This is a genomic window from Silanimonas lenta DSM 16282 (genome assembly GCF_000429065.1).
GTDB lineage: Bacteria > Pseudomonadota > Gammaproteobacteria > Xanthomonadales > Xanthomonadaceae > Silanimonas > Silanimonas lenta.
The window spans coordinates 107,922-133,788 of the sequence record NZ_KE386844.1; the positions used below are offsets into that span (position 1 = coordinate 107,922).

Annotated in this window: 17 protein-coding genes; 8 read left to right on the forward strand and 9 right to left on the reverse strand. The window is 71.5% G+C overall.

The features are described from left to right. Window positions 1-40: 40 nt before the first annotated feature. Genes G408_RS0109230 through G408_RS15350 form a run of 3 tightly spaced genes read left to right on the forward strand, consistent with a single transcriptional unit; the run spans window position 41 to window position 4,378 of the window. Window positions 41-2,419, forward strand: coding sequence for a prolyl oligopeptidase family serine peptidase (locus tag G408_RS0109230; RefSeq protein WP_051282835.1), 2,379 nt, complete (start codon window positions 41-43; stop codon window positions 2,417-2,419). Next, the gene (locus G408_RS0109235) at window positions 2,416-3,480 is read left to right on the forward strand and encodes a calcium/sodium antiporter (RefSeq protein WP_028770852.1); all 1,065 of its coding nucleotides are present in this window, start codon (window positions 2,416-2,418) and stop codon (window positions 3,478-3,480) included. The genes G408_RS0109230 and G408_RS0109235 overlap by 4 nt, the downstream gene beginning before the upstream one ends. Window position 3,481: 1 nt before the next feature. After that, window positions 3,482-4,378, forward strand: coding sequence for a hypothetical protein (locus tag G408_RS15350; RefSeq protein ID WP_156890119.1), 897 nt, complete (start codon window positions 3,482-3,484; stop codon window positions 4,376-4,378). A 51-nt stretch (window positions 4,379-4,429) separates the two neighbouring features. Here G408_RS15350 and G408_RS14040 read toward each other — a convergent pair whose 3' ends face one another. Continuing rightward, window positions 4,430-5,356: a chorismate transformation FkbO/Hyg5 family protein gene (locus G408_RS14040; RefSeq protein WP_051282836.1), complete on the reverse strand. Its 927-nt coding sequence runs from the start codon at window positions 5,354-5,356 to the stop codon at window positions 4,430-4,432. Between the two features lie 125 nt (window positions 5,357-5,481). Between G408_RS14040 and hemF the strand changes: the two genes are divergently transcribed. Beyond that, window positions 5,482-6,402: an oxygen-dependent coproporphyrinogen oxidase gene (gene hemF, locus G408_RS0109250; protein ID WP_028770854.1), complete on the forward strand. Its 921-nt coding sequence runs from the start codon at window positions 5,482-5,484 to the stop codon at window positions 6,400-6,402. 310 nt (window positions 6,403-6,712) lie between these two features. Here hemF and G408_RS14045 read toward each other — a convergent pair whose 3' ends face one another. Together G408_RS14045 and polA are read right to left on the reverse strand one after the other, a co-directional pair. After that, entirely contained in the window at window positions 6,713-8,011 is a 1,299-nt protein-coding gene (locus G408_RS14045; RefSeq protein ID WP_028770855.1) for an FAD/NAD(P)-binding protein, read from the reverse strand. A 333-nt stretch (window positions 8,012-8,344) separates the two neighbouring features. Then, entirely contained in the window at window positions 8,345-11,092 is a 2,748-nt protein-coding gene (gene polA, locus G408_RS0109260; RefSeq protein WP_028770856.1) for a DNA polymerase I, read from the reverse strand. Window positions 11,093-11,202: 110 nt separating this feature from the next. On the opposite strand from polA, the gene G408_RS0109265 reads away from it, so the two are divergent. Further along, on the forward strand, window positions 11,203-11,718 hold the full coding sequence (locus G408_RS0109265) for a TRAP transporter small permease subunit (protein ID WP_028770857.1): 516 nt from the start codon (window positions 11,203-11,205) through the stop codon (window positions 11,716-11,718). After that, window positions 11,715-13,097, forward strand: a complete 1,383-nt coding sequence (locus G408_RS0109270) for a TRAP transporter large permease (protein WP_037412897.1) — start codon at window positions 11,715-11,717, stop codon at window positions 13,095-13,097. Before G408_RS0109265 ends, G408_RS0109270 begins: the two co-directional genes overlap by 4 nt. Before the next feature lie 17 nt (window positions 13,098-13,114). Here the strand turns inward: G408_RS0109270 and G408_RS14050 are convergent, their stop codons facing one another. Genes G408_RS14050 through G408_RS0109285 form a run of 3 tightly spaced genes read right to left on the reverse strand, consistent with a single transcriptional unit; the run spans window position 13,115 to window position 17,218 of the window. Then, window positions 13,115-15,295, reverse strand: coding sequence for a putative bifunctional diguanylate cyclase/phosphodiesterase (locus tag G408_RS14050; RefSeq protein ID WP_051282837.1), 2,181 nt, complete (start codon window positions 15,293-15,295; stop codon window positions 13,115-13,117). Window positions 15,296-15,343: 48 nt separating this feature from the next. Next, window positions 15,344-16,384, reverse strand: a complete 1,041-nt coding sequence (locus tag G408_RS0109280; protein WP_037412899.1) for a saccharopine dehydrogenase family protein — start codon at window positions 16,382-16,384, stop codon at window positions 15,344-15,346. 18 nt (window positions 16,385-16,402) lie between these two features. Then, window positions 16,403-17,218: an SDR family NAD(P)-dependent oxidoreductase gene (locus tag G408_RS0109285; protein ID WP_028770860.1), complete on the reverse strand. Its 816-nt coding sequence runs from the start codon at window positions 17,216-17,218 to the stop codon at window positions 16,403-16,405. 68 nt (window positions 17,219-17,286) lie between these two features. On the opposite strand from G408_RS0109285, the gene G408_RS0109290 reads away from it, so the two are divergent. Then, window positions 17,287-18,060, forward strand: a complete 774-nt coding sequence (locus G408_RS0109290) for a glucose 1-dehydrogenase (protein ID WP_028770861.1) — start codon at window positions 17,287-17,289, stop codon at window positions 18,058-18,060. A gap of 6 nt (window positions 18,061-18,066) precedes the next feature. Here the strand turns inward: G408_RS0109290 and G408_RS0109295 are convergent, their stop codons facing one another. Both G408_RS0109295 and G408_RS0109300 read right to left on the reverse strand, forming a co-directional pair. Next, window positions 18,067-20,316 carry a S9 family peptidase gene (locus tag G408_RS0109295; protein ID WP_084628179.1) on the reverse strand — a complete coding sequence of 750 codons (2,250 nt, stop codon included), beginning with the start codon at window positions 20,314-20,316 and terminating at the stop codon, window positions 18,067-18,069. Window positions 20,317-20,343: 27 nt separating this feature from the next. Continuing rightward, window positions 20,344-21,042 carry a glutathione binding-like protein gene (locus tag G408_RS0109300; RefSeq protein WP_028770863.1) on the reverse strand — a complete coding sequence of 233 codons (699 nt, stop codon included), beginning with the start codon at window positions 21,040-21,042 and terminating at the stop codon, window positions 20,344-20,346. Between the two features lie 117 nt (window positions 21,043-21,159). On the opposite strand from G408_RS0109300, the gene uvrD reads away from it, so the two are divergent. Further along, complete coding sequence (gene uvrD / locus G408_RS0109305) at window positions 21,160-23,343, forward strand: DNA helicase II (RefSeq protein ID WP_028770864.1); 2,184 nt, start codon at window positions 21,160-21,162, stop codon at window positions 23,341-23,343. 636 nt (window positions 23,344-23,979) lie between these two features. Here uvrD and G408_RS14835 read toward each other — a convergent pair. After that, on the reverse strand, window positions 23,980-25,815 hold the full coding sequence (locus G408_RS14835) for a serine/threonine-protein kinase (protein ID WP_051282838.1): 1,836 nt from the start codon (window positions 25,813-25,815) through the stop codon (window positions 23,980-23,982). Between the last annotated feature and the right edge of the window lie 52 nt (window positions 25,816-25,867).

Sequence of the window (25,867 nt, forward strand, 5' to 3'; positions counted from 1 at the left end):
TGCCGCGGCCCTGCTAGGCTTCGCCGCCTCGATCCTGCCGATGGAGCCCTCCGTGCCCGCCACTCCGCTGCGCCGACTGGCGCTCGCCCTCGCCCTGCTCGCGCCGGTGGCCGGCGCCGAAACCGCGCCGCCGCTCAGCCTCGATCTCGCCATGTCGCACCCCGACTGGATCGGCCCGCCGGTGGAGCGCCTGTGGTGGAGCGCGGATTCCGCGCAGGTGGCCTACGCCCTGAAGCGCGAGGGCTCGCCGGTGCGCGACACCTGGCTGCAGCCGGCCGACGGCAGCGCCCCGGGCCGCCGCCTCGGTCCCGAGGCACAGGCCCTGGCCGACGCCGCGAACCCGGTGTACGACCCAGCGCGGCAGCGCATGGCCTATGTGCGCAACGGCGATGTCTTCGTGGTCGAGCTCGCCCGCGGCGAGCGCCGCCAGCTCACCCAGAGCAGCGAGACCGAGAGCGACCTGCGCTTCAGCCGCGATGGCGCCGAGCTGTTCTTCCGCGTCGGCCAGGAATGGCGCGCCGCCGACCTCATGAGCGGCCGCGTGCGCAGCGTGGCGCTGCTGCGTGCCGAGAAGGACCCGCAGGAGGCGCCGAAGCCCGACCTGCTGCGCGAGACGGAACTGCGGCTGATCGCCACCCTCGCCCGCCAGCGCGGCGAACGCGAGGCCCTGGCCGCCGAGGCGAAGGTGCAGCGCGAAGCCGACCCCGGCAGCGTGCCGGCGCCGGTCTTCCTCGGCGACGACGTCAGCATCGCCTCGAGCGGCCTCTCGCCGGATGGCCGCCACCTCGTGGTGGCGCTGGAGCCGAAGAACGCCGATGCCGGCCGCGGCGGCAAGATGCCGCGCTTCATCAACGAGAGCGGCTACGAGGAGGCCGAAGACGTGCGCACCCGCGTCGGCCGCAACCCGCCGGTGGGCCAGAGCCTGCGCCTCGTGGACCTGGCCGAAGGCCAGATGCGGGCGCTCGACCTCACTGCCCTGCCCGGCATCGACGTCGATCCGCTGGCGGCCCTGAAGCGCGAGCACGGCCAGCCGGCGCTCAACGGGCCGCGTCCGGTGCGCCTGATCGGCCTTCAGTTCGCCGATGACGGCACCCCGCTCGCCATGCTGCGCAGCGTCGACAACAAGGACCGCTGGATCGTCCGCATCGACCGCGCCCAGGCCCGCCTCGCCACCGTGCACCGGCTCAGCGACCCGGCCTGGATCAACTGGAACTTCAACGACTTCGGCGCCCTGCCCGACGGCCGCGCCTGGTGGCTGTCGGAGGAGAGCGGCCATTCGCACCTCTATGTCGAGGACGGCCGCCGCCCCCGCGCTCTGACCACCGGCCGCTGGGAGGCCTCGCAGCCGATGCTGGATGCCGCGCGCCGCCACTTCTTGTTCCTCTGCAACCGCGCCTGGCCCGGCGACTACGAGGTCTGCCAGGTACCGGTGGCCGGCGGCGAGGTGCGCGAGCTCACCGCGCTGGACGGCGTGGAGGACTTCACCCTCTCCCCCGATGGCCGGCGCCTCGCCCTGCGCTGGTCGGCGCCCTTCATCCCGCCGCAGGCGGCGGTGGTGGGCGTGGACGGTGGCGAGGCGGTGAAGCTCACCGACACCCGCAGCCCCGCCTTCCGCGCCATGCCCTGGCGCGAGCCGCGCTTCGTGCAGGTGCCGAGCAGCGATGGTGCTGGCACGATCTGGGGCAAGCTCTACACGCCGCCGCGCCTGGAGCCCGGCAGGACGTATCCGGTGGTGATGTTCGTGCATGGTGCCGGCTACCTGCAGAACGTGCACCAGCGCTGGCCGGTGTACTTCCGCGAGCAGATGTTCCACCAGCTGCTCACCGACCGCGGCTACCTCGTGCTGGATCTCGACTTCCGCGCCTCCGAGGGCTATGGCCGCGACTGGCGCACGGCGATCTACCGCCGCATGGGCAGTCCGGAACTGCAGGACTACAAGGACGGGATCGACTGGCTGGTGGAGCACTACCAGGCCGACCGCGCCCGCGTCGGCATCTACGGCGGCAGCTACGGCGGCTTCATGACCCTGATGGCGATGTTCAAGGCCCCGGGCGTGTTCCAGGCCGGCGCCGCGCTGCGCCCGGTCACTGACTGGCGCCACTACAACCACCCCTACACCAGCAACATCCTCGATACGCCGGAGCTCGGCCCCGAGGTCTATGCCGAGAGCTCGCCGATCGAGCACGCCGAGCATCTGCAGGGCCGCCTGCTGATCGCCCACGGCATGATCGACGACAACGTGTTCTTCCAGGATTCGGTGCGCCTCGCCCAGCGCCTGATCGAGCTGAAGAAACCCGGCTGGGAGCTGGCCAGCTACCCGCTGGAGCGCCACGCCTACGTGCAGCCGGAGAGCTGGTACGACCAGTACCGGCGCATCCTCGAACTGATGGACGCCACCCTCAAGCCCGACGCCCCATGATTCTCACCCTGCTCACCCTCCTCGCCGGCCTCGCCCTGCTCATCTGGGGCGCCGACCTGCTGGTCAAGGGCGCCGCCCGCCTCGCCACCAGCTTCGGCCTCTCCCCACTGGTAGTCGGCCTCACCGTGGTCGCCTTCGGCACCAGCTCGCCCGAGCTCGCCATCTCGGTGAGCTCGGCCTTCCGCGGCGAGGCCGAGATTGCGGTCGGCAACGTCATCGGCAGCAATATCTTCAACGTGCTGGTGATCCTCGGCCTCTCGGCGCTCATCACGCCGATGCTGGTGAGCAAGCAGCTGGTGAAGCTCGACGTGCCGATCATGATCGGCGTCTCGGTGCTGAGCTTCCTGCTCTCGCTCGACGGCCGGCTCTCGGTGCTCGAAGGCGGCGTGCTGGCCGCCCTGCTGGCGGCCTACATCGTGCTTCTGGTGCGGCTTGGCAAGGCCAGCGGCGAGACCGGTGAGGCCATCGAGGGCAGCCACCACTGGGGCATCAATCTCGGCCTCATCGTGGTCGGCCTCGCCCTGCTCGTGCTCGGCTCACGCTGGCTGGTCTCGGCCTCCATCGAGATCGCCACCGCACTGGGGGTGAGCGAGCTCGTCATCGGCCTGACCATCGTCGCCGCCGGCACCTCGATGCCGGAGGTGGCGACCTCGGTGGTGGCCGCCATCCGCGGCCAGCGCGACATCGCCGTGGGCAACGTGGTGGGCAGCAATATCTTCAACCTCCTCTGCGTGCTCGGCCTGACGGCACTGGTGGCACCCGGCGGTCTGCCGGTGCCCGATGCCGCCCTGCGCTTCGACTACCCGGTGATGCTGGCGGTGGCCGTGGCCTGCCTGCCGATCTTCTTCGTCGGCTACTCGATCAACCGCTGGGAGGGCGCGCTCTTCCTCGGCTACTACGTGGCCTACACCGCCTACCTGATCCTCGACAGCACCGGGCACGCCGTGCTGCCGGTGTACAGCAGCGTGATGCTGCACTTCGTGGTGCCGATCACCGTGCTCACCCTCGGGGTGGTGCTGTACCGCGAGATCCGCGCCCGCCGGGCGCGGCGGGCGGGCTGAGATGAACCGCGCACGACATCTGCTTCCCGCACTGCTTGTCGTCTTGGGTGGCATCCTCGCGGGCCACTTTTTCTGGAACAGGGCCGCGGCTGATCAAGCCGCGGATTCTTCGCCATCCCCCGCCCCGGCAGGCACGCCGGAAGAACGAGCCAGCACTTCCGCCAACAGTCCCGCCACGCCGCTCGTCGAACGCACCACCCTCGATCTCGATGCATCCGTCGATTACGGCGCCCTCAGGGAAGCATTGCGCCTCTTGGAATCGCAGGGCGATGCCGTTGCCCTCCGCATGATCGCAGAGATCTACGAGTACTGTTTCATCTATTCACTCGATCCGGCCAAGGCAAGGCGCCAAGCCGAATTCCTGGCAACACTCCGACCCGAGAATGCGAGTCGCCTTGCCGAGATCGCCAAGCTCCAGGACGCCCGTTGCAAGACGCTGGATGGTGGCGTTCCCATCGTTCCCGAACTCGTGGGGCTCTATCGTGATCGCGCACGGGAAAGAGGCGATAGGGTCTCCGAGCTGGCGAACTTCGAAGCACTCCAGGACGCCAATCCCGAAGGAGCGGAACGCCTCCTCGAGTCCATCGTGCACGCGGCACGGCCGGATGAACTGATGGCCTTGTCCCAGCTTGCGGCGCAGCGAACCCTCCCGGGCGGACTCTCAATGCTCTCCGGATCGGAGCGGTACGGCCACGCTTGGGCGATCGCCGCTTGCCGGAGAGCGGGCAGCCAAACATGCGGCCCCTCCGGCCGGCTGATGACGCACACCTGCCTCGCGGCCGGGCTCTGTAATTACTCCTCTTACGAGGATCTTGTGCGCCGAGGGCTGACACCCCCCTCCTCGCTGCACGAGCTTGATCGTGCGATTGCCCAAGTGGAAAGCCGCTTGGGGCAGTAGGAGCGATCACGCCCGAGCCCCCCGGAGCGCGACTGCGGCGCTGCAGTCGCGTTACCGGTCCTCGCCGAACACGCCCTCGAGCTCGATGTCGAGCTCGCGGCGGCAGATGTCGCCGTGCAGGAAGGCGATGCGCGGCAGGGGCCAGCCGCGGGCGGCTAGGCGCGCTGCCACCGCCGGCATGGCCGCCGGATCGCGCAGGTAGACGCGCAGGGCCTGCAGCGTGCCCGGATGGAAGTCGGCGCCGGCGCGGCGCCGGCCCTCCTCCAGCAGCACCTCGAGGTTGGCGAGGCTCTCGTCGAGCTGGGCGAGCACGTCGCCGGGATGCAGGGAGACATGGCCGACGATGCTGGCCGTGCCCGAGGCCAGCAGCACCGCCGTGTCGCCATCGCGCAGCACCGCCCCGCGCGAGAAGCCGGGCGGCACCGGGCCGTACTCGCGCGGGTACTGCCAGGCCGGGGTCTGGCGCGGGTTCTCCAGCGCGATGCCGGGCCCGGCGCTGCACAGGGCCAGCAGCGAGAGCGGTGCATCCGCCTTCGGCGCACCGATAGCGGTGGCGGCCGGCGGCGGGTCGCGGAACATGGCGTCCACCGCAGCATCGCGGCCGACGCAGAAGCGGCGGTAGCGCTCGGCATCGCCCTCGCCGGCATTGATCGCGCCGAGGTAGTTCCACACCCGGATCAGGTAGGGACGCGGGCCCGGCCGCGCGGCGGCGAGCAGGCTGCGGTAGGCATGTTCGGTGGCGCCGGCCGGATCGGCGCTGGCCGGAAGCGGCAGGCGCAGGGCCAGCACCCCGAGCGCCCCCGCCTCGCGCCGCCATAGCCCGGCGTCCGCCTGCCAGTCGCCGGCCGGAAGGGCCGCCTGCCAGACCTCGCGCCGCGCTCCACCGAGCCAGAGACAGCCGCTGCCGAGCCGGCCCGCCGCATCGGCGAAATCGATGTCGAGCAGGGCATCGGGACTGGAGCGGTCGCTGACGCGCACGGCAGGCGGGCTGGAGGCAGGGCCGCGAAGTATAGCGACGGGGCCTGCGGTTGACGCCGCGCAAGGCAGCGGGCGGCGCGGCGGCTAGACTGCGCGGCATCGCATTCCCTGCACGCTGCCCCGCCGTGACCGAGCCCACCCCGAACTTCGATACCGTCCGCGACTGGCTGCGCGGCCTGCAGGACCGCATCTGCCGAGGCCTCGAGGAGGAGGATGGCCAGGGCCGCTTCGCCGAGGATGCCTGGACCCGCGCCGAGGGCGGCGGAGGCCGCTCGCGGGTGATGAAGGAGGGCGCGGTGTTCGAACAGGCCGGCGTGGGCTTCTCCGAGGTGAGCGGCCAGACCCTGCCCGCCTCGGCCACCGCCCACCGCCCGGAGCTGGCCGGCGCCCCGTGGCGCGCGGTGGGCGTATCGCTGGTGATCCACCCGCGCAATCCCTACGTGCCCACCTCGCATGCCAACGTGCGCTACTTCGAGGCCCGCCCGGAAGGCCGCGAGCCGATCTGGTGGTTCGGCGGCGGCTTCGACCTCACGCCCTTCTATCCCTTCGACGAGGACGTGCGGCACTGGCACGGCGTGGCGCGGGACCTCTGCGCGCCCTTCGGCGCCACCCGCTACGCCGAGCACAAAGCCTGGTGCGACCGCTACTTCTTCCTCAAGCACCGCAACGAATGCCGCGGCGTGGGCGGGCTGTTCTTCGACGACCTCCATGCCGACGGCTTCGAGCGCAGCTTCGCCTACCTGCGCGCCGTGGGCGAAGGCTATCTCGCGGCCTACCGGCCGATCGTGGCGAGGCGGAAGGCCATGCCCTACGGCGAGCGCGAGCGCGAGTTCCAGCTCTACCGCCGCGGCCGCTACGTCGAGTTCAACCTGGTCTGGGACCGCGGCACCCTGTTCGGCCTGCAAAGCGGCGGCCGCACCGAGAGCATCCTGATGAGCCTGCCGCCGCGGGTGCGCTTCGAGTATGGCTACGTGCCCGAGCCGGGCAGCGCGGAGGCGCGGCTTTCGGAGTACCTGGTGCCGCGCGACTGGCTGGCGGAGGGCTGAGGCCGCACGCGGCATTTCATCGGAGAGCGCCTGCCTTCGCGGTGAGTGCGCGGGCGCGGCGCTCCGGCGCGGCTGCGGCGAGCCTTGCTTTTCCTGACATCACCGCGACGAACTTCCCACGCCGCGCCCGTGCGGATGGCGGTCAGCGGGAGCAGGCCAGGGATGGCCTGCGGCGCCGAATATGGAGCCGGACGCGGAATCTGAGGCGCCCGCGACCGCCGTCCACACGAGGCAGGCGCACTCGGGATCGCACTCAAGATGGAATCGCACGCGGCAGGCAGGCTCGCGCCATGCCGCACCGGGTGAACCGTCACCGCGAGCTCAGGCGCTCGCCCTCCCGCCAGCCCCGCACCGCCGCCAGCGCCTGCTGCCGCAGCTCCGGCACCGCCGTGGTTTCGATGCGCTCGCCGAACAACGCCGCGCCCAGCACGGCCAGCGTGGGATCGGCCGGCGTGCGCACGCCGGTGCCGAGGGCGTTGGCCTCGAGCACGCCCTCGCGCACCAGCCTGGCGAGCAGGGCATCGCCGGCAAGGGCTCGGCGGAAACCGGGCCCCCGGCAATCGATCACCAGGGCGGCCGTCACCGCGGTATCCACGCCTCCCGTACGCCTCCATATCCGGCCGGCGGTATCGATATGGATGCGACCGCGCCCGAGCACGAGGGCCGGATCGCCCTGCAGGGCGGCGAGCACATCGGGGGCCATGCGGTGGCGGTGCCGCGTCCACTGCCCGAAGGCATGGCGCAGCAGGCGCCGGCGCTCCGGCAGCGGCAGTCCGGCCCAGAGGCGGTTGCTGCCGCCGCGCAGGGCGTCGACGACCGCGCGCCAGGGCTGCCGGGCACAGGCCGTGCGCAGCAGGCGTACCAGGCCGCGGGCATCCGCCACCGCGTCGAGACGGGTCTCCAGCCACTCGCGGGTCTCCGGGTCCAGTGGCGGGGTATCGGCATGCGCCTCGGGCCAGGCGCCCTCGATCGACACCGCCTCGATCCGGCCACGGAAGCCGCGCTCGCGCAGGCCGAGCACCATGTCCACGGCCGTGAGACCACTGCCCACCAGCAGCACGCGCCCGTCCGCATCGAGCGGGAGGCCGCGTTCTGGCAAGGAACGCCACCAGGCCCAGGCATCGGCGATCCAGTGCGGCGGCGCGAAGGGCGGAGGAACCGTGGCGGGCAGTCCAAGGCAGAGCGCCACCCGGCGCGTCACCACGGCCCCGCCCGCCGCCAGCGCGAGATGCCAGAGACCGCCCTCGCGGTGGAGCGCCACCACCGGCTGACGGTGTTCGACATCGGCCTGCCCTTCGGCGCAGGCGGCGAGGTACTCGCCGAACCAGTGCCGCGGCACGAACTGCCCGGGCCGCACGGCCCGCGCCGGATGCCTGCGCTGCAGCCACTCGAGGAAATCCAGCGGCGCCTCGGCATCGAGCCCCATGCGCTCCACCGGCACGTTGAGGCGATGAAGATCGCTGTTGCCGCCGTAGGCGGGCAGGAAGGCGGTGTCGGGGCCGCGGCACCAGGCGATACGCCAGCCGGGCAGGAGGCGGCGCGCGGCGCGCAGCAGGGCAACGGCTGCCGGGCCGCCGCCGACGATGGCGAGATCGTATGGGGAGGACATGGCGCGGCTTATGCCATGCCGGAGAGGGGGCCGGGAATGCCGGGCAAAGAAAAAGCCCCGCGAACCAGGGGAGGAGTTCGCGGGGCCGGTGAGGCGGCCAGCAGGGGAGGGCTTTCCGCCTCGGTGTGGGTCGACCAGGGGAGGGATCGAGTCCACGGCAACGGACGTTGCATCCGTTGCGTGCCATCTGACCACTCGGGGACTGAGGAGTTCGTGAATCCCGGGCCCTCCAAAGGTCCGGATTCAGGCTCGATTCACGGCTTCGTGTCGAAAGCGTGACGGAATCGCTATTCGCGCGTGAATCTTCTGCACGCCCGGCCCTGGCCGCCGCACTCAGTGCGCCTCGTCCCAGCTCCGGCCCACGCCGGCCTCCACCACCAGCGGCACCCGCAGCGTGGCCGCCTGCTGCATCAGGCCGCGGATGGCCTCCCGCGCCTCGTCCACGAAATCGGCGTCGACCTCGAACACCAGTTCGTCATGCACCTGCATCAGCATGGCGAGGCGTGCGGCCTGCGGCCGGATCCAGGCATCCACCGCCACCATCGCCCGCTTGATGATGTCGGCGGCCGTGCCCTGCATCGGCGCATTGATCGCCGCACGTTCGGCGCCGGCGCGCTGGGCCGGGTTTCGCGAGCGGATCTCGGAAAGATGCAGGCGGCGGCCGAACACCGTCTCGACATAGCCCTTCTCGCGGGCCTGCTCGCGGGTGCGCTCCATGTAGGCGCGCACGCCGGGGTAGCGGGCGAAGTAGACGCCGATGTAGTCCTGCGCCTGCCCACGCTCGATGCCGAGCTGGCGGGCGAGGCCGAAGGCGCTCATGCCGTAGATGAGGCCGAAGTTGATGGCCTTGGCGGCGCGGCGCTGCTCGCTACTGACCTCGGAGAGCGGCACGCCGAAGACTTCCGCCGCGGTGGCGCGGTGCACGTCCAGCCCCTCGGCGAAGGCGCGCAGCAGGCCCGGGTCTTCCGAGAGATGGGCCATGATGCGCAGCTCGATCTGCGAGTAGTCGCAGGCGAGGATCACCCGGCCTTCCGGGGCGATGAAGGCCTCGCGGATGCGCCGCCCCTCGGCGGTGCGGATCGGGATGTTCTGCAGGTTCGGGTCGTTCGAGGACAGGCGCCCGGTGGCGGCCCCGGCCTGGTTGTAGCGGGTGTGCACGCGGCCGGTCTGCGGATTGACGCTCTCCGGCAGCCTGTCGGTGTAGGTGCCCTTGAGCTTGGCGAGGCTGCGGTGCTCGAGGATCAGGCGCGGCAGGGCATGCTGGTCGGCGATGGCCTCGAGCGCCTCCTCGTTGGTGCTGGGCTGGCCGGTGGGCGTCTTCACCAGCGCCGGCAGCCCCAGCTCATCGAACAGCAGGGCCTGCAGCTGCTTTGGGGAATCGAGGTTGAAGGCGCGGCCGGCGATGGCGTGCGCCTCCTGCTCGATGGCGTGCAGGCGCCTGGCGTGGTCGGCGCTCTGCCGCCGGAGCGCCTCGACGTCGATGAGCACGCCGGTGCGCTCCATCCGTGCCAGCACCGGCACCAGGGGCATCTCGATGTCGCGGTAGACCGCGGCCAGCGCCGGCTCGGCCGCCAGCCGCGGCGCCAGCACTGCATGCAGGCGCAGGGTGATGTCGGCGTCCTCGGCGGCGTAGGCGGTGGCGCGCTCGAGATCGACCTGGTCGAAGGTGATCTGCTTCGCCCCCTTGCCGCAGACCTCCTCGTACTTGAGGGTGGTGTAGCCGAGGTGGCGTTCGGCCAGGGCATCCATGTCGTGGCGGTTGAGCCCGGCATCGAGCACGAAGCTCATCAGCAGGGTGTCCTCGGCATAGCCCTGCACTTCGATACCGTGGCGGGCCAGCACCTCGAGGTCGAACTTGCCGTTCTGGCCGAGCTTGGGCCGGGCGGCGTCCTCGAGGATCGGCCGCAGGGCCTCGCGCACGGTGGCCCAAGGCAGCTGCGCCGGAGCCCCGGGATAGGCATGCATGAGCGGGATGTAGCAGGCGCGGCCCGGCTCGACGCAGAGGCTCAGGCCAACGAGCGTGCACTGCTGCGGATCGAGGCCATCGGTCTCGGTGTCGAAGGCGATCAGCGGCGCCTCGCGCAGCACCGCCACCCAGTGCGCGAGCCGGGCCTCGTCGAGCACGCACTCCCCCTCGCTCCGGGCGGAAAGGGCGGGATCGACCGGCATGGCTGGGGCCGCAGCGCGTCCGGCGGCCTGCCCCGCCGCTGCTTTCGACGGGGCATCGCCCGCCGCCCCCCCGTCCAGCTCGCGCAGGGCGGCGGCAAAGCCGAAGCGCTGGTAGAGCGCGCGCAGGACCCCGGTCTCGGGGGGCCGCAGCCGCAGCTCGGCCGGCCCCTGCTCCAGCGGCACGTCGGTCTTGATGGTGACGAGCATACGGTTGAGCGGCAGGCGCGGCAGGGCGGCGCGCAGGTGCTCGCCGAGCTTGCCCGCGACCTTGTCCGCATTGGCGATGACGGCATCCAGGCTGCCGTATTCCGCCAGCCATTTGGCCGCGGTCTTCGGCCCGCATTTCTCCACGCCGGGCACGTTGTCCACGCTATCGCCCATCAGGGCGAGGTAGTCGACGATCTGGCCGGCGCGCACACCGAACTTGGCCATCACGTCCTCGTCGCTCGCCAGCCTCGACTGGGTCATGGTGTTGACGAGGACGATGCCGGGGCGGACCAGCTGGGCGAAGTCCTTGTCCGAGGTCGAGATCGTGACTTCCATGCCCTGCGCCGCGCCCTGCACCGCCAGGGTGCCGATCACGTCGTCGGCCTCGACCCCCGGCACGCGCAGGATCGGGAAGCCGAGCGCCTCGACGATGGCGAGCAGCGGCTCGACCTGCGCCCGCAGCTCTTCCGGCATCGGCGGGCGGTTGGCCTTGTACTGCGGATCGAGCGCCTCGCGGAAGCCCGGCCCCGGGGCATCGAGCACGAAGGCGGCATGCTCCGGCGCCTCCTTGCGGATGGCGCGCAGCATGTTGACCACGCCGAACAGGGCGCCGGTGGGCGTGCCGTCCGGCGCGGTGAGCGGCGGCAGGGCGTGGAAGGCGCGGTAGAGGTAGGAGGAGCCGTCGATGAGGACGAGGCGCGGCATGGCAGCGGCCGGGAACGGTGGGGCGGGCAGTGTAGCGCCGGGGCGCTTGAGGCCGGCCGCGGCGCGGTGCCATCCTCGCCCGTCGCCTCGCCACGCGCCGCACGACGCCCATGACCGATGCCCCGCCCCCGCTGCCCCTGCGTCTCGCCGATGCGCTTTCCGAGGCGGCGGGGGGGCTGGCCGCGCTCTGCGCCCTGCTCGTGGTGCTGCTGATGCTGGCCCTGGTGCTCGGGCGGCTCGTCGGCATCGGCTCGGTGAAGCTGCAGGACGCCGTGCTCTGGCTCAATGCGGCGATGGTGATGCTCGGCCTCGGCTACGCGCTGAAGCACGGCCGCCACGTGCGCATCGATGCCTTCGCCGCCCGCTGGTCGGCGCGCACCCAGGCGCGGGTGGAGCTGTTCGGGCTGGCGCTGTTCCTGCTGCCCTTCTGCGCCGCGCTCTTCTGGCTCAGCCTCGACTACGTGGCCCTGGGCTGGAGCATCCGCGAGCGCTCGGCCAGCACCGGCGGCCTGCCCGGCCTCTACCTCGCCAAGAGCCTGCTGCCGCTCGGCAGCCTGCTGCTGGCCCTGCAGGGGCTGGCCGAGCTGCTGCGCCGCTGGCCCGTGGCCTTCGGGGGCCGGGCATGAGCCTCGAAGTCCTGCATGCCCTGCTGCTCGGCCTGCTGCTGCTCGGGCTGTGCGCGGCCATGGCCGGCGGCATCCCGGTGGCCTTCGCGCTCGGCGGCAGCGCCCTGATGGTGGCTCTGCTCGGCATGGGGCTCGGCGCCTTCGACGCCGCCTTCCTCGCCGCCCTGCCCGGCCGGCTGTTCGACACCCTGACCAGCGCCACCCTGCTCGCGGTGCCGCTGTTCGTCTTCATGGGCGTGATGCTGGAACGCAGCCGGCTGGCCGAAGACCTGCTGACCCGCGTGGCCGGCCTGTTCGGCCCGCGCCGCGGCGGCCTCGCGGTGGCGGTGGTGCTGGTGGGCGGCCTGCTCGCCGCCAGCACCGGCATCGTCGGCGCCACCGTGGTCACCATGGGCCTGATCGCCCTGCCGGTGATGCTGCGCGCCGGCTACGATCCGCGCCTCGCCACCGGCGCCATCGCCGCCTCCGGCACCCTGGGCCAGATCATCCCGCCCTCGATCGTGCTGGTGCTGCTCGGCGACCAGCTCGGCAGCGCCTACCAGCGCGCCCAGCTCGCCGCCGGCAACTTCGCCCCGGAAACGCTCTCGGTGGGCGACCTGTTCGCCGGCGCCCTGCTGCCCGGCCTCGGCCTGGTGCTGCTCTACCTCGGCTGGGTGCTGTGGGTGGCCTGGCGCCGGCCGGCACAGGCCCCCGCCCTGCCCGCGACCCAGCACCCAGGCCTGCTGCCGCTGCTGCGCGACGTGCTGCCCGCGGTGGGCCTCGTGCTGCTGGTGCTGGGCTCGATCCTCGCCGGCATCGCCACGCCCACCGAGGCCGCGGCGGTGGGCGCGGTGGGCGCCTGCGTGTTCGCCGCCCTGCGCGGCCAGTTCTCGCTTTCCCGGCTGCTCGACGTGGCGCGGGAGACGGTGAAGGTGAGCGCCATGGTCTTCGCCATCCTGTTCGGCGCCGCGCTGTTCTCGCTGGTGTTCCGAGGCCTTGGCGGCGACGAGCTGGTGCATGCCGCGCTCTCCGGCCTGCCCGGAGGCCGCGGCACCGCGGTGTTCGCGGTGATGCTGCTGATGTTCTTGCTCGGCTTCGTGCTCGACTTCATCGAGATCACCTTCATCGTGGTGCCGATCGTCGCGCCGGTGCTGTTCGCGCTCGGCGTCGATCCGGTCTGGCTGGGGGTGATGATGGCGATCAACCTGCAGACCAGCTTCCTCACCCCGCCCTTCGGCTTCGCCCTGTTCTACCTGCGCGGGGTGGCGCCGCCGGACCTGCCGATGCTGGCCATGTACCGCGGCGTGCTGCCCTTCATCGCCCTCCAGCTCAGCATGCTGGGCCTGCTGGCCCTGTGGCCCGGGCTCGCCACCTGGCTGCCAGGCCTGCTGTACCGCTGAAGCCCCGGTGCCGGCCTTCAGCCGCGCTGCGCCCGGATCATCGCCAGCACCTCGTCGAAGGGCACCGGGCGGCCGAGCAGATAGCCCTGCAGCTCGCCGCAGCCGTGCTCGGCGAGCCAGTCACGCTGGGCCTCGGTTTCCACGCCTTCGGCCACGGTATCGAGGCCGAGGCTGCTCGCCAGCAGGATCACCGAGGCGCAGATCGCCTCGTCGTCCGGATCGCTGCCGAGGCCGCGCACGAAGCTGCGGTCGATCTTCAGGCGCTGGATCGGCAGGCGCTTGAGGTAGGACAGCGAGGAGTAGCCGGTGCCGAAGTCGTCCACCGCGATGCCCACGCCCAGCCGCGCCACGCGCCGCATCTGCTCGATGGTGCTCTCGGCATTCACCATCAGCACGCTTTCGGTGAGCTCGAGCTCGAGGGCACCAGGCGGCAGCTGGAAATCGCGCACCACGGCTTCCACGTCCTCGAGCAGGTGATGGTGCAGCTGGGTGGCGGAGACGTTCACCGAGAGACGCACATCGGCGAGTCCGGCGGCCACCAGCTCGGCATGGCGGCGGGCGGCGTCGCGCAGCACCCAGCGGCCCACTTCCACCATCAGGCCGCTCTCCTCGAGCGCGTCGATGAAGTGGCCCGGGGCGAGCAGGCCGCGCGAGGGATGGCGCCAGCGGATCAGCGCTTCCATGCCCTGGGCGCGGCCATCCCAGCGGAACTGCGGCTGGTAGTGCAGCTCGAACTCCTGGCGCTCCACTGCCTCGCGCAGCTGCGAGATCAGGAACAGGCGCTCGGTGGCGCCCTGGTCGAAGGCCGGTTCGTAGCCCACGGCGCAATTCCGCCCGCGGGCCTTGGCCTGGTACATGGCGATGTCGGCGCGCTGCAGCAGCACCCCGGCCTCGTCGCCGTCCACCGGGCAGCGGGCATAGCCGATGCTGGCGGTGACGTAGTGCATGGACCCGGCCAGCTCCACCGGCCGGCGCAGGGCCTCGGTGATGCGGTCGACCACCCGCAGCACGTCGGTCTCCACCTCGCCGAGCAGCAGCACCACGAACTCGTCGCCGCCGAAGCGGGCCACGGTATCGGTCTGGCGCAGGCAACCCTGCAGGCGCCGCGCCACGGTACGCAGCAGCTCATCGCCGGCGGCATGGCCGAGCGAGTCGTTCACCAGCTTGAAGTTGTCGAGATCGACGAACAGCACCACGAGGTTCAGGCCGAAGCGCTTGCTCTCGCGCAGGGCCTGGGCGAGGCGATCGCGGAACAGCTGGCGGTTCGGCAGGGTGGTGAGCTCGTCGTGGGTGGCGCGGTGGGCCAGCGCCTGCTCGGTGGCCACCCGCTCGCTCACGTCGATCTGCGAGCCGACATAGTGGGTGAGCCTCCCCTCGGCATCACGCACCGGGGAGACCACGAGGTCGATCCAGTACGGGGTGCCGTCCTTGCGGTAGTTGCGCAGCATCACCTGGGCATCGCGGCCCTCGCGCAGGGCATGGCGCAGGGTCTCGATGCCGGGCTGTTCGCGCTCGTTGCCCTGCAGGAAGCCGAGGTTGCGCCCGATCAGCTCGGCGGCGGAATAGCCGCTCAGGGCCTCCAGCGCGGCATTGACATAGACCGTGGGCCAGCCCTCGGCACGGGCATCGACGATGGCCACGCCGGTGCTGGTGGCATCCAGCGCCCGCTTGAGCAGGGCATGGCTCTCCAGCGCCTCCTGCTCGTCGCTGACGTCGGTGACCCCGCCGATGGCCCGCACCGGATGGCCGGCGGCATCGCGCAGGATCAGCAGGCGGTCGCGGGCATGGCCCACCGAGCCGTCGGGGCGCAGGAAGCGGTAGGCGATGTTCCACTCCGTGAGCCCGGTATCGAGGGCGCGGGCATAGCCGAGCCGCACCCGCTCGCGGTCCTCGGGATGGATCTTCGCCAGCCAGTCGGCCACCTCGTGGGCGGCGGCGTCGGCCGGCAGGCCGAACATGCGGCAGAAGGCCTCGCTGCGCCAGAGGGTGTTGTGCACCAGGTCGGCATCGTAGATGCCGTCGCTGGTGGCACGGGCGATCAGGGCGAAACGCTCCTTCTCGCGCGCCTCGCGGCGGCGCGAGCGCCACAGCGCCACCAGCACCACGCCCATCAGGGCGAGCAGGCCGAGGATGAGGACGGCGGCCGGGCCGGAAACGACGGCGGCAAGGCTCGGCATCGGCGCGGCGCTGGGCGGCATGGGCTCTCCCGGGGAATGCCGCCAGCCTACGGGCCGGCGGCACGGGCATCAATCCACGCGCCGCACCCCGGGCAAGGTGAGCACGTAATCGGCCCCCATCAGCAGCGAGGGCGTCTTGAAGCCGGGCTCGGCCGGACCGGCGAGCAGGCGGGAGACGATGCCGAGGGCCGCGCTCACGGTGAGATCGTAGCCGTTCGGGGTGCGCAGCTGGCGCTTCACCTCCTGGCCGGCGGCATTGCGCACCTCGCCCCAGACCAGGGTGTCGGTCTTGCCGCGCCTGGCCTCGGAGGGGCCCTGCACGGTCTTCTCGATGCGTGCCTTCATGAAGCGTTGCACCGGGCCGAGGCCGAGCAGCGGGCGGATGAGGCGCAGCCGGCGCACCCGGCCGATCACCGCCGGCGGCACCGCCATGTAGACCTCGATGTCGGGGATGCCAGTGCTGAGGTAGGCGGTATAGACATCGCCCCAGGGGATGGTCATGGCGCTGCGCGGCTCGCCGTCGCGGTCGAAGGTGCGGCTCTTCCAGGCCAGCGGCACGGTGGTCATCTTCCCGCCGATGCGCGCCCGCCCGCCCTTGCCGAGGCCCTCCACGCTGGTCTTGGCAGTGCCCGGGCTGGGACCGCCGCCGGCCTCGAAGGCCAGCACCAGCGAGGTGGCATCGGGCAGCTCGCGCTTGAGCTGGGCGGCAAGGCAATCGGTGGGCACCACGTCGAAGCCGGCGCCCGGCAGCACCACGATGCCCGCCGCCTTCGCCCGCGCGTCCTGCTGGTGGCAGTGGGCGAAGACGTCGATCTCGCCGGTGATGTCGAGGTAGTGCGCCTTCGCGCGCAGGCAGGCCTCCAGCATCGGCGCGCAGGTGGCCGAGAACGGCCCGGCGCAGTGCAGCACCAGGCCCACGCCGCGCAGACCGAGGTCGAGGGCCGCCGGTTCGAGCTCGAATGCCCGCACCTCGAGACCGAGCTCGCGCCCCAGGGCTTCCAGGGCCTCGCGCCGGCGGCCGGCGAGGATGGGCTTGAGGCCGCGGGCCGCGGCCTCCTTCGCCATCAGCCGGCCGGTATAGCCGTTCGCGCCATAGATCATCCACTGCATCGCCAGTACTCCGTCCGTTCAGCCGCGCCGCGAAAGCGCAGCACCCTGCACCAGTTTCCTGAAGTACCACTCCGGGAACCAGCGCTTGAGACGCCAGCGCATCGGTTCCCTGCGGGTCGGCAGCACGAGGAAGGTGCGCGCCTTCAGGGCGGCGTAGGCACGGTCGGCCACCGAGTCGAGGGTGTCGGGGCTGCGCTCCATCATCCGCTCTGCCATGCCGCGCACCTTCGTATCGCCGTGGAAGTTCTCCAGCAGCCGAGTGCGGAAGAAGGCCGGGCAGAGCACCGAGACCGCGACACCGCTGCCATGCAACTCGGCACGCAGCTGCTCTGCAAAGGCCACCACGCCGGCCTTGGCCACGCCGTAGCTCATGATGCCCGGCGCACCGGCGAGGCCGGCGAAGCTGGCGGTGCTGACCACGTGGCCGCGGCCGCGCTCCACCATGCCGGGCAGGAAATGCAGGGTGCCGCGCACCACGCTCAGCAGGTCCACCTCCAGCAGGCGCCGCCATTCGGCCATATCGGTGCCGAGCAGCGGACCGCCGCTGGCGATGCCGGCGTTGTTCACCAGCACGTCCACCCCGCCCACGGCCGCCTCGACCGCCTGCTTCAGGGCCAGCATCGAGGCATCGTCGCCAACATCGGCAGCGAAGGCGAGATGGCCCTCGCCGGGCAGCCCGGCCCGCGCCGCCTCGGCGCGGACGGGATCGATGTCGACCACCAGCACCTGCGCTCCGTCGGCGGCATAGCGCTGCGCCAGCGCGAGACCAAGCCCGCTGCCGCCGCCGGTGATGAGGACGCGCTCGCGCTTCGGGGGACTGGTTCCGCTGGCCATCGGGTCCGTACGCCGGGGTGTGGTAGGTTCGCGAGCCTAACGCAACGCCGCCCTGCGATGGAGTGACCATGAGCGATTCCCCCACCCGGCTGTTCTCCCTGCACGGTCGCACCGCCCTCGTCACCGGCGCCTCGCGCGGCATCGGCGAGGCCATCGCCCACCTGCTCGCAGCGCAGGGCGCGCACGTCGTCTGCAGCAGCCGAAAGCTCGAGGCCTGCGAGGCGGTGGCCGGGGCCATCCGCGCCGCCGGCGGCAGCGCCGAGGCGCGGGCGGCGCATATCGGCGACCCGGCCGCCATCGAGGCCCTGTTCGCGGCACTCGACGCCGAGGGCAGGACGGTCTCGCGGCTGGTGAACAACGCCGCCGCCAACCCCTACTTCGGGCCGATGCTGGACATGGACCTCGCGGCCTACGAGAAGACGGTGGAGGTGAACCTGCGCGGCTACTTCTGGACCACGGTGCAGGCGGCGAAGCGCATGGCGAAGGCCGGTGGCGGCGCCATCGTCAACGTGGCCTCGGTGAACGCGAAGCGCCCCGCCTTCGGCCAGGGTATCTACTCGATGACCAAGGCCGGCATCGTCAATATGACCGAAGGCTTCGCCAAGGAACTCGCCGCCCAGGGCATCCGCGTGAATGCCGTGCTGCCAGGCCTGACCGACACCAGGTTCGCCAGCGCCATCACCGGCAACCCGAAGCTGATGGACCTGATGCGCCAGCTCATCCCCCTGGGCCGGGCCGCAGAGCCCGCCGAGATCGCCCCGGCGGTGCTGTTCCTGCTCTCTGACGCGGCGAGCTACGTGACTGGCACGACGCTCACCGTGGATGGCGGCTATCTCGCCTGAGGCCCCTCACTTCAGGCAGCGGGCGAAGAAGGCTTCGGTCATGCGGTAGCGGTGCAGCAGGTCGGCGCCGCGCAGGCCGTGCTTGGCGCCGGGGTAGGTCATCAGCTCGAAGGGCATTCCGCGCTGCTGCAGCGCCGACATCAGGGCGGTGGCGTTGGAGAACAGCACGTTGTCGTCGGCCATGCCGTGGATCAGCAGCAGGGGCTCGGTGAGTCCGGCCACGTGGGTCATCACACTGGCCTGGCGGTAGCCCTCGGGGTTGGCCTGCGGCAGGTCCATGTAGCGCTCGGTGTAGTGGGTGTCGTAGAGCGCCCAGTCGGTGACCGGGGCGCCGGCCACGCCGCAGGCATAGGCGTCGCGACTGCGGGCCAGCAGCATGAGGGTCATGTAGCCGCCATTGCTCCAGCCGAACACGCCGATGCGCTTCGCATCCACCCAGGGCTGGGCGCGCAGCCAGGCGATGCCGTTGAGCTGGTCCTCCACCTCCACGGTGCCCTGCCGGCGGTGCAGGGCCGAGAGGAAGGCCTGGCCGCGGCGCGGGGTGCCGCGGTTGTCGAGCGAGAACACCACGTAGCCCTGCTGGGCGAGGTAGCGGCTGAAGAAGTGGTCGCCGCGGCCGGGCCAGCTGTTGGTCACGGTCTGCGCCGCCGGGCCGCCATAGACATAGACCACCACCGGGTACTTCCGGCGCGCATCGAAGCTGGGCGGCTTGATCAGGCTGTAGTGCAGGGGCGTCGCGCCATCGGCGGCGGTGAGGGTGCCGAACTCCACCGGGCGGTGGATGGCGCGGTAGGGGAAGTAGGGATGACCCTCGACCAGGGCATTGTCGACGAGATCGGCGAGCTTCCTGCCCTCGCGGTCGAAGAGCTGGGTCTGCGGCGGGGTGCCGGCGTTCGACCACAGCGAGACGAAGCGCTCGGCCTGGCGGTCGAAGCGGGCCGCATGCATGCCGGCATCGCGGGTCAGGCGCTCGGGCTCGCCGCCCGTGAGCGGCACGCGGTAGACGTGGCGTTCCAGCGCACCGTCCCTGGTGCCGCTCACGTAGACGGACCCGCGGGCCTCGTCCACCGCCAGCAGCTCCTCCACCATCCACTCGCCGCGAGTCAGCGGGCTGGCGTCCCCGCTCGCGGGATCGACGAGGTAGAGGTGCATGAAACCACTACGCTCGCTGCCCCAGAGCAGACGGCCATCGGCGAGCACGTGCAGCAGGTCGTGCAGGTTGATCCAGCTGTCGCTGCGCTCGCCAAGCAGGGTGCGCTGGGTGCCGGCGGCGAGGTCGGCCTCGATGAGGTCGAGCCGGCGCTGGTCGCGGCTCTGGCGCTGGAACAGCAGGCGGGTGGGCGAGGCCCAGTCCACGCGGGCGAGGTAGATGTCGGGGTTGGCGCCGAGGTCCAGCCAGCGCGGCTCCGCCCCGGCCTTCGGGGCGATCACCCCGAGCCGCACGAGGACGTTGGGCTCGCCGGCCGCCGGGTAGCGCTGGCGCACCACCTCGGTGCGGTCGGGATAGATCTCGAAGCGCTCGCGCACCGGCACCGGCGACTCGTCGATGCGGGCAAAGGCGATCGCGCTGTCGTCGGGCGCCCACCAGTAGCCGGTGTGGCGGCCCATCTCCTCGTCGGCCACGAACTCGGCCACGCCATTGCCGATCACCTCGCTGCCGTCGTGGGTGAGCTGCAGCTCGCGGCCGCTCGCCACCTCCACCACCCAGAGGTTGCGGCCGCGGATGAAGCTGACGAAGGCGCCCTGCGGCGAGACCTTGGGATCGGTGGCGAAGCCCTTGCCGGAGGTGAGCTGGCGGGCGCCGGCCTCGGGGGTGGCCAGATCGAACAGATAGAGCTCGCCGCCCAGCGGAAAGAGCAGGCGGCGCGAATCCGGGAACCAGGCGTATTCGACGATGCCGGAGAGCGCGGCGGTGCGCTGGCGCTCACGCCTCGCCTTCTCCTCGTCGGAGAGCTCGCCCTCGCCGTCGGGCCGCAGGGCCCGCGAATCGACCAGCAGACCGGCGCGGCCGGCGGCCACGTCGTAGGCCCAGAGGTCGAGCTGGTTGCGGTTCTCCGCCTTGCCGCGCAGGAAGCTGATGCGGGCGCCGTCCGGCGAGAACCGGGGCTGCACCAGGGTGGGGCCGGAGAGCGGCGTGTCGCCGGTGATGGCCTCGAGCGTGAGGCGCTCGACAGTCGCAGCAGGCACGGGGGAGCTCATGGCGGCAGGCGCGTGGCAGGCAAGGGTGAGGGCGAGGAGCAGGGGCGAAAGGCGCATTCGGGGCGTCCGTGGGGCGTCGGTGACTCAGGGCGTGGGCGGCGCGCCGAACAGGACGCGGCGCTGGGCCTCGTCGAGTTCGGCGGGGCGGGCAAACCGCGGGTCCGCCGCCCGCGCATACGCGCGCTGGGTGGCCGGGCGCGCGGCGATGGCGGCGTGCCAGCGCCGCACATTGGCATGCGGTGCGAGGTCGAGCGGTGCCTTGGCATAGGGCGAAATCCACGGATAGCAGGCCATGTCGGCGATGGTGTACTCGTCGCCGGCGAGGAAGGCCCGGCCCTCGAGCCGGCGATCGAGCACGCCGAGCAGGCGCTGCGCCTCGCGGGCATAGCGCTCCTGCGCGTAGGGGATGGCCTCCGGGGCATAGACATGGAAATGCCCGTACTGGCCCGTCATCGGACCTAAGCCCGCCATCTGCCAGAACAGCCATTCCAGCGCCACCGTCCGGCCGCGCAGGTCGGCAGGCAGGAAGCGGCCGGTTTTTTCCGCAAGGTAGAGCAGGATGGCCCCGGACTCGAACACGCTGAGCGGCGGACCGCCGTCCATGGGCTGCGAATCCACGATCGCCGGGATGCGGTTGTTCGGGGCGATGGCGAGGAAGTCCGGGTGGAACTGCTCGCCGCTGCCGATGTTCACCGGCCTCAGGGTATAGGGTAGGCCGGCCTCCTCGAGGAACAGGGTGATCTTGTGCCCGTTCGGCGTGGGCCAGTAGTACAGATCGATCATGGACAGGCGCCTGATGGTCGTCCGGGCGAGCTTACCGGCGACGGCATCGCTTGCAGAGTGCCGTGCCCACGGGACGGCCGGCAGGACCATGCGCAGCCCGGCCGGTAGAATCCGCGCATGGACGTCTCCCATCTGCTCGACGGGCTGAACGCGGCCCAGCGCGAGGCCGTTTCCGCGCCGCCCGGCCACTACCTCGTGCTGGCCGGCGCCGGCTCGGGCAAGACCCGCGTGCTCACCCATCGCATCGGCTGGCTGCATGCGGTGGAGGGCGTGCCGCTGCACGGCATCCTCGCCGTCACCTTCACCAACAAGGCGGCGCACGAGATGCGCCAGCGCATCGCCGCCACCCTGAGCATCGAGCCCCGGGGCCTGTGGGTGGGCACCTTCCACGGCATCGCCCACCGCCTGCTGCGTCTGCACTGGCAGGAAGCCGGCCTGCCCGAAGGCTTCCAGATCCTCGATGCCGACGACCAGCTGCGCCTCGTCAAGCGCGTCATCCATGACCTCGACCTCGACGATTCGCGATTCCCGCCGCGCCAGGTGGCCTGGTGGATCAATGCCCAGAAGGACGAAGGCCGGCGCCCCGAGCACATCCAGATCGGTATTGGCGATCCTTTCGGCCGCGAAATGCTACGCGCCTACGCCGAATACGAACTGCGCTGCCGCCGCGCCGGCCTCGTCGATTTCGCCGAGATCCTGCTCAGGGCCCACGAGACCCTGCGCGACCGCCCTGCCCTGCTCGGCCACTACCAGCGGCGCTTCCGCCAGCTGCTGATCGACGAGTTCCAGGACACCAATGCCATCCAGTACGCCTTCGTGCGCCTGCTGGCCGGCGAGACCGGGCAGGTGTTCATCGTCGGCGACGACGACCAGGCCATCTACGGCTGGCGCGGCGCGCGCGTCGAGAACGTGCAGCGGGTGCTGGCCGACTACCCCGGCGTTCGGACCCTGAAGCTGGAACAGAACTACCGCAGCACCGGCACCATCCTCGCCGCCGCCAATGCGGTGATCGCGCACAACTCCGACCGGCTCGGCAAGAAGCTCTGGACCGAGGCCGGCGAGGGCAGCGCCATCGATGTCTATGCGGCCTACAACGAGATGGACGAGGCGCGCTACATCGTCGAGCGCATCCGCCAGCACGCGGCGGCCGGCGGCCGGCTCGGGCAGTGCGCGGTGCTCTACCGCAACAACGCCCAGTCGCGGGCCATCGAAGAAGAGCTGCTGAAGCTCCAGCTGCCCTACCGCGTCTACGGCGGCCTGCGCTTCTTCGAGCGCATGGAGGTGAAGGATGCGCTGGCCTACCTGCGCCTGTTCGCCTCGCGCAGCGACGATGCCGCCTTCGAGCGCGCGGTGAACACCCCGGCCCGCGGCATCGGCGAGAAGACCTTGGACGAGGTGCGACGCGCCGCCCGCGAGGGCGCCGAACCGCTATGGACGGCGGCACGGCGGCTTGCCGCGGGCACCACCCTCGCCGCCCGCGCCCGCAACGCGCTCACGGGCTTTCTCGACCTCGTCGACCGGCTCGCCGCCGAAGTCTCGGACCTTGCGCTGCCGGCGCAGGTGGAAAAAGCGATCACCGATACCGGCCTGCGCGAACACTACGCGAAGGAAGGCAAGCACCCGCTCGATTCGCGCATCGACAACCTCGACGAACTGGTCTCGGTGGCCAGCCGCTTTCTCCGCAGCGAGGACATCGACCCCGAGCTGCCGGAACTGGTGGCCTTCCTCGGCTATGCGGCGCTGGAGGCTGGAGAGGCGCAGGCCGAGGCCGGCAGCGATGCCGTGCAGCTGATGACCCTGCACTCGGCCAAGGGCCTCGAGTTCCCCTTCGTGGCCCTGGCCGGCGTCGAGGAAGGCCTGTTCCCCTCGCAGCGCTCCAGCGAGGGCGACCGCCTCGCCGAGGAGCGCCGTCTGGCCTATGTCGGCATCACCCGCGCCCGCGAACAGCTGCTCATCACCTGGGCGGAATCCCGGCGCCTGCACGGCCAGGAGCACTACGGCGCGCCCTCGCGCTTCCTGCGCGAGATCCCGGCCCGGCTGCTGCGCGAGGTGCGGCCGAAGGTGGCGGTCTCACGCCCCATGGGCAGCGGCGGCTGGGCCGGCGAGCGCGACCTCCAGTACGCCGAAACCACGCCACTGAAGGGCTTCCGGCTGGGCCAGCGGGTGCGCCACCCCAACTTCGGCGTCGGCGTGCTCAAGGACGCCGAGGGCAGCGGCAACCACTTGCGGGTGCAGGTGGAGTTCGAGACTGGCGGAGCGAAATGGCTGGTGCTGGCCTACGCTCCGCTCTCGGCGGCCTGACGCCGGGTACCGCAAGAAAAGCGGCCCCGAAGGGCCGCGTAGGAACTCACATTCCGGTGAGGCGATTCAGCGCCGCTGTTGCTGGCTCTCGAGGGTTCGGCGCAGGACATTCCGAGGGTTCTCCGAACTGCCCGCGGCGATGATGCCGCCTTGGTGCAACACGAACTGGCTGCAGGTCGTGGCACTGCAGGTATTGACGCCAACGGGGCCGTCGACGGCGATACCGGAGTCCACGGGATGGGAGCTCAACAGCGTGCTTCGTGGCGCACTCCCGGAGAGCAGGCCGGACTTCTGCTGCTCCTGCGGCCTGGTGAAGCTCGTAGCGAAATTACAACGGCCGTTCGAACAGTAAGACATGGTGCAAACGTTGCCTTGGCAGGTGACGATGTAGCAGCCGTTCGTGCACTCGTGAACCGGAGGGGAGCTGCCTGAGTTCTGCGCAGCAGCGCCGGATGCCGTGAGGCCAGCGATCAGGAGCAGCAGGCAACATTGAATGGTTCGAAACATGGTCAATTCCTTCTGTGGGTCGGGGGGAGCCCGCGAGCCTGCGGGCAGGTTGCACATTACCCCCCCCCCCGAAGAACGTTTCAAGACCCCCCGCATTGCCAGAAAGTGGCCCGACGGCATTGCCCGATCTCAGCGCCCCGGCGCCCCGACCACGGCCTCGACCTGACTGCCCTGCAGGGCGGCCTGCACCTTGGCGTCGGCGGTCATTGGCGTGTACTCGATGCGCGAACGCAGGCCCGCGCCCAGTGCCGCCCCGCCCTGGCCGAAGGCACGCACGCTGAGCTGGCCGATCACCATCTCGCTGCTGCGGCCGTAGTACTGCAGCTGCTGGGTGCCGGTCTGCTCGAAGTTCACGCGGATCACGCGGTCGGCGCGGCTGGCATTGCCCACCAGCTGCCAGCCGGCGGCCACGGCACGCTCCTCGATGGCCTGCACCGCAGGCCCGATGATGGCCGGATCGCCGCTGCCCACCACGGCCACGGTGGTGGGCACGCGCGGCGCCGCGGGACGCGGGGCGGGCGCCGCCGCCACCGGAGCAGCGGCCGCCGCCGTGGACGAGCCGGCCGGTGCCACCGACGCAAGCTCAGAAGGCGCGGCAGGCGGACCGCCGGACTCCGGGGACGAGGCCGCGGCAGCGCCGCTGGCCGCGGCGCCCGCGACCAGCGCAGTGGTCGCCGCCAGGTCTCCGGCACCACCCGCCTGCGTCGCCCCCTCGCCGGCGGGTCCCGACGATGCCTCCCCGCCTCCCGCCGGGCCACCGCCCTCGCCCCCGGTGGGCGGTACCGCGGCCACGGTCGTCGCCGCGGGCGCGGGGTCCGTGCCGGCGGCGCCGGGGCCGAAGACCCGCCATGCGCCGAAGGCCGCCGCGCCCACCACGCCCAGCGCCAGCACGCCGGCCACCAGCATCGGGGCCTTCGAGGCCGGGCGGGCGGGGGGTGCGGGCGGCGCCGGAGCGGGCGCCCCCCCGGCCGCGGTCGGCATCCCGGCCGCGGGCACGGTGGGTGGGCTGGCACTCGCGCTGCCGTCCACCACCGGCGGCGGCGTGGGCCGGCGCGGCGCCGTGGGCGCGGTGGCCGGGGCGGTGTAGAGCGTGGCCGCTGCCCCGACCGGCCTGCGCACCTGCAGCGCAAGCTGGGTGCCCTGGCCGGCGAGCAGGGGGTGCTTCTCGAGGTCGGCGGCGAGCAGGGCGGCGCTGGCGTAGCGGTCGGCCGGTTCCTTGGCCACCAGCTTCGCGAGGATGCGGGCGGTGTCCTCGTCCACTTCGCGGTTGAGCTCGCGGATGTCCGGGATCTCGGCCTGCACCACGTCGAGCATCAGCTTCAGCGGCGACTCGTCGGAGAAGGGCAGGCGGCCGGTGAGCGCCTCGAACATCACGATGCCGAGGGCGAACAGGTCGGAGCGGGCATCCACCGGCCGGCCGAGGCAGATCTCCGGTGAGAGGTAGCCCGGGGTGCCGACGAACTCGCCGGTGCCGGTGAGCTTGGCATCGAACTCCTGGCGCGCCAGGGCGATGCCGAAGTCGGCGATCTTCACCCGCCCGCGCAGGTCGAGCATCAGGTTGGCCGGCTTGATGTCGCGGTGGATCACCCCGCGTTCGTGGGCGGTCTGCAGGCCGCGCGCGGTCTGCAGCAGGATCTTCAGCACGTCGGCAATCGGCAGGCGGCCTTCGCGCTTGATCAGCTGCGAGAGGCTCTCGCCCTCCACGAACTCCATGGCGAAGAAGGGCTGCCCCTCGGCCTGGCCGATGAAATAGACCTGGATGATGTGCGGGTCGTTGAGCGCCGCCATCGAGCGCGCCTCGCGCAGGAAGCGCTCGACCAGGTTGTGGTCGTGGGCCAGGGCCGGCGACAGCTCCTTGATGGCGACATAGCGCGCCAGTGCCGGCTCGTAGCCCTTGTAGACCACGCCCATGCCGCCGCGGCCGAGCTCGGCCACGATCTCGTAATGCCCGAGGGAGGTCTTCATGGCGGTGCGTCCGCGAGGGGGGATGGGCAAATCCTACGCCGCCCGTGCGGCG

Excerpts from the sequence above, each read along its gene's own strand:
- G408_RS14045 (WP_028770855.1), bottom strand. The coding sequence starts at position 8,011 with ATGTCCTCCCCATACGATCTCGCCATCGTCGGCGGCGGCCCGGCAGCC.
- G408_RS14050 (WP_051282837.1), bottom strand. The coding sequence starts at position 15,295 with ATGCCGCCCAGCGCCGCGCCGATGCCGAGCCTTGCCGCCGTCGTTTCC.
- uvrD (WP_028770864.1), top strand. The coding sequence starts at position 21,160 with ATGGACGTCTCCCATCTGCTCGACGGGCTGAACGCGGCCCAGCGCGAG.
- G408_RS0109300 (WP_028770863.1), bottom strand. The coding sequence starts at position 21,042 with ATGATCGATCTGTACTACTGGCCCACGCCGAACGGGCACAAGATCACC.
- G408_RS15350 (WP_156890119.1), top strand. The coding sequence starts at position 3,482 with ATGAACCGCGCACGACATCTGCTTCCCGCACTGCTTGTCGTCTTGGGT.
- G408_RS0109235 (WP_028770852.1), top strand. The coding sequence starts at position 2,416 with ATGATTCTCACCCTGCTCACCCTCCTCGCCGGCCTCGCCCTGCTCATC.
- G408_RS0109265 (WP_028770857.1), top strand. The coding sequence starts at position 11,203 with ATGACCGATGCCCCGCCCCCGCTGCCCCTGCGTCTCGCCGATGCGCTT.
- polA (WP_028770856.1), bottom strand. The coding sequence starts at position 11,092 with ATGCCGCGCCTCGTCCTCATCGACGGCTCCTCCTACCTCTACCGCGCC.
- G408_RS0109230 (WP_051282835.1), top strand. The coding sequence starts at position 41 with ATGGAGCCCTCCGTGCCCGCCACTCCGCTGCGCCGACTGGCGCTCGCC.
- G408_RS0109280 (WP_037412899.1), bottom strand. The coding sequence starts at position 16,384 with ATGCAGTGGATGATCTATGGCGCGAACGGCTATACCGGCCGGCTGATG.
- G408_RS0109285 (WP_028770860.1), bottom strand. The coding sequence starts at position 17,218 with ATGGCCAGCGGAACCAGTCCCCCGAAGCGCGAGCGCGTCCTCATCACC.
- G408_RS14835 (WP_051282838.1), bottom strand. The coding sequence starts at position 25,815 with ATGAAGACCTCCCTCGGGCATTACGAGATCGTGGCCGAGCTCGGCCGC.
- G408_RS0109270 (WP_037412897.1), top strand. The coding sequence starts at position 11,715 with ATGAGCCTCGAAGTCCTGCATGCCCTGCTGCTCGGCCTGCTGCTGCTC.
- G408_RS0109290 (WP_028770861.1), top strand. The coding sequence starts at position 17,287 with ATGAGCGATTCCCCCACCCGGCTGTTCTCCCTGCACGGTCGCACCGCC.
- G408_RS0109295 (WP_084628179.1), bottom strand. The coding sequence starts at position 20,316 with ATGCGCCTTTCGCCCCTGCTCCTCGCCCTCACCCTTGCCTGCCACGCG.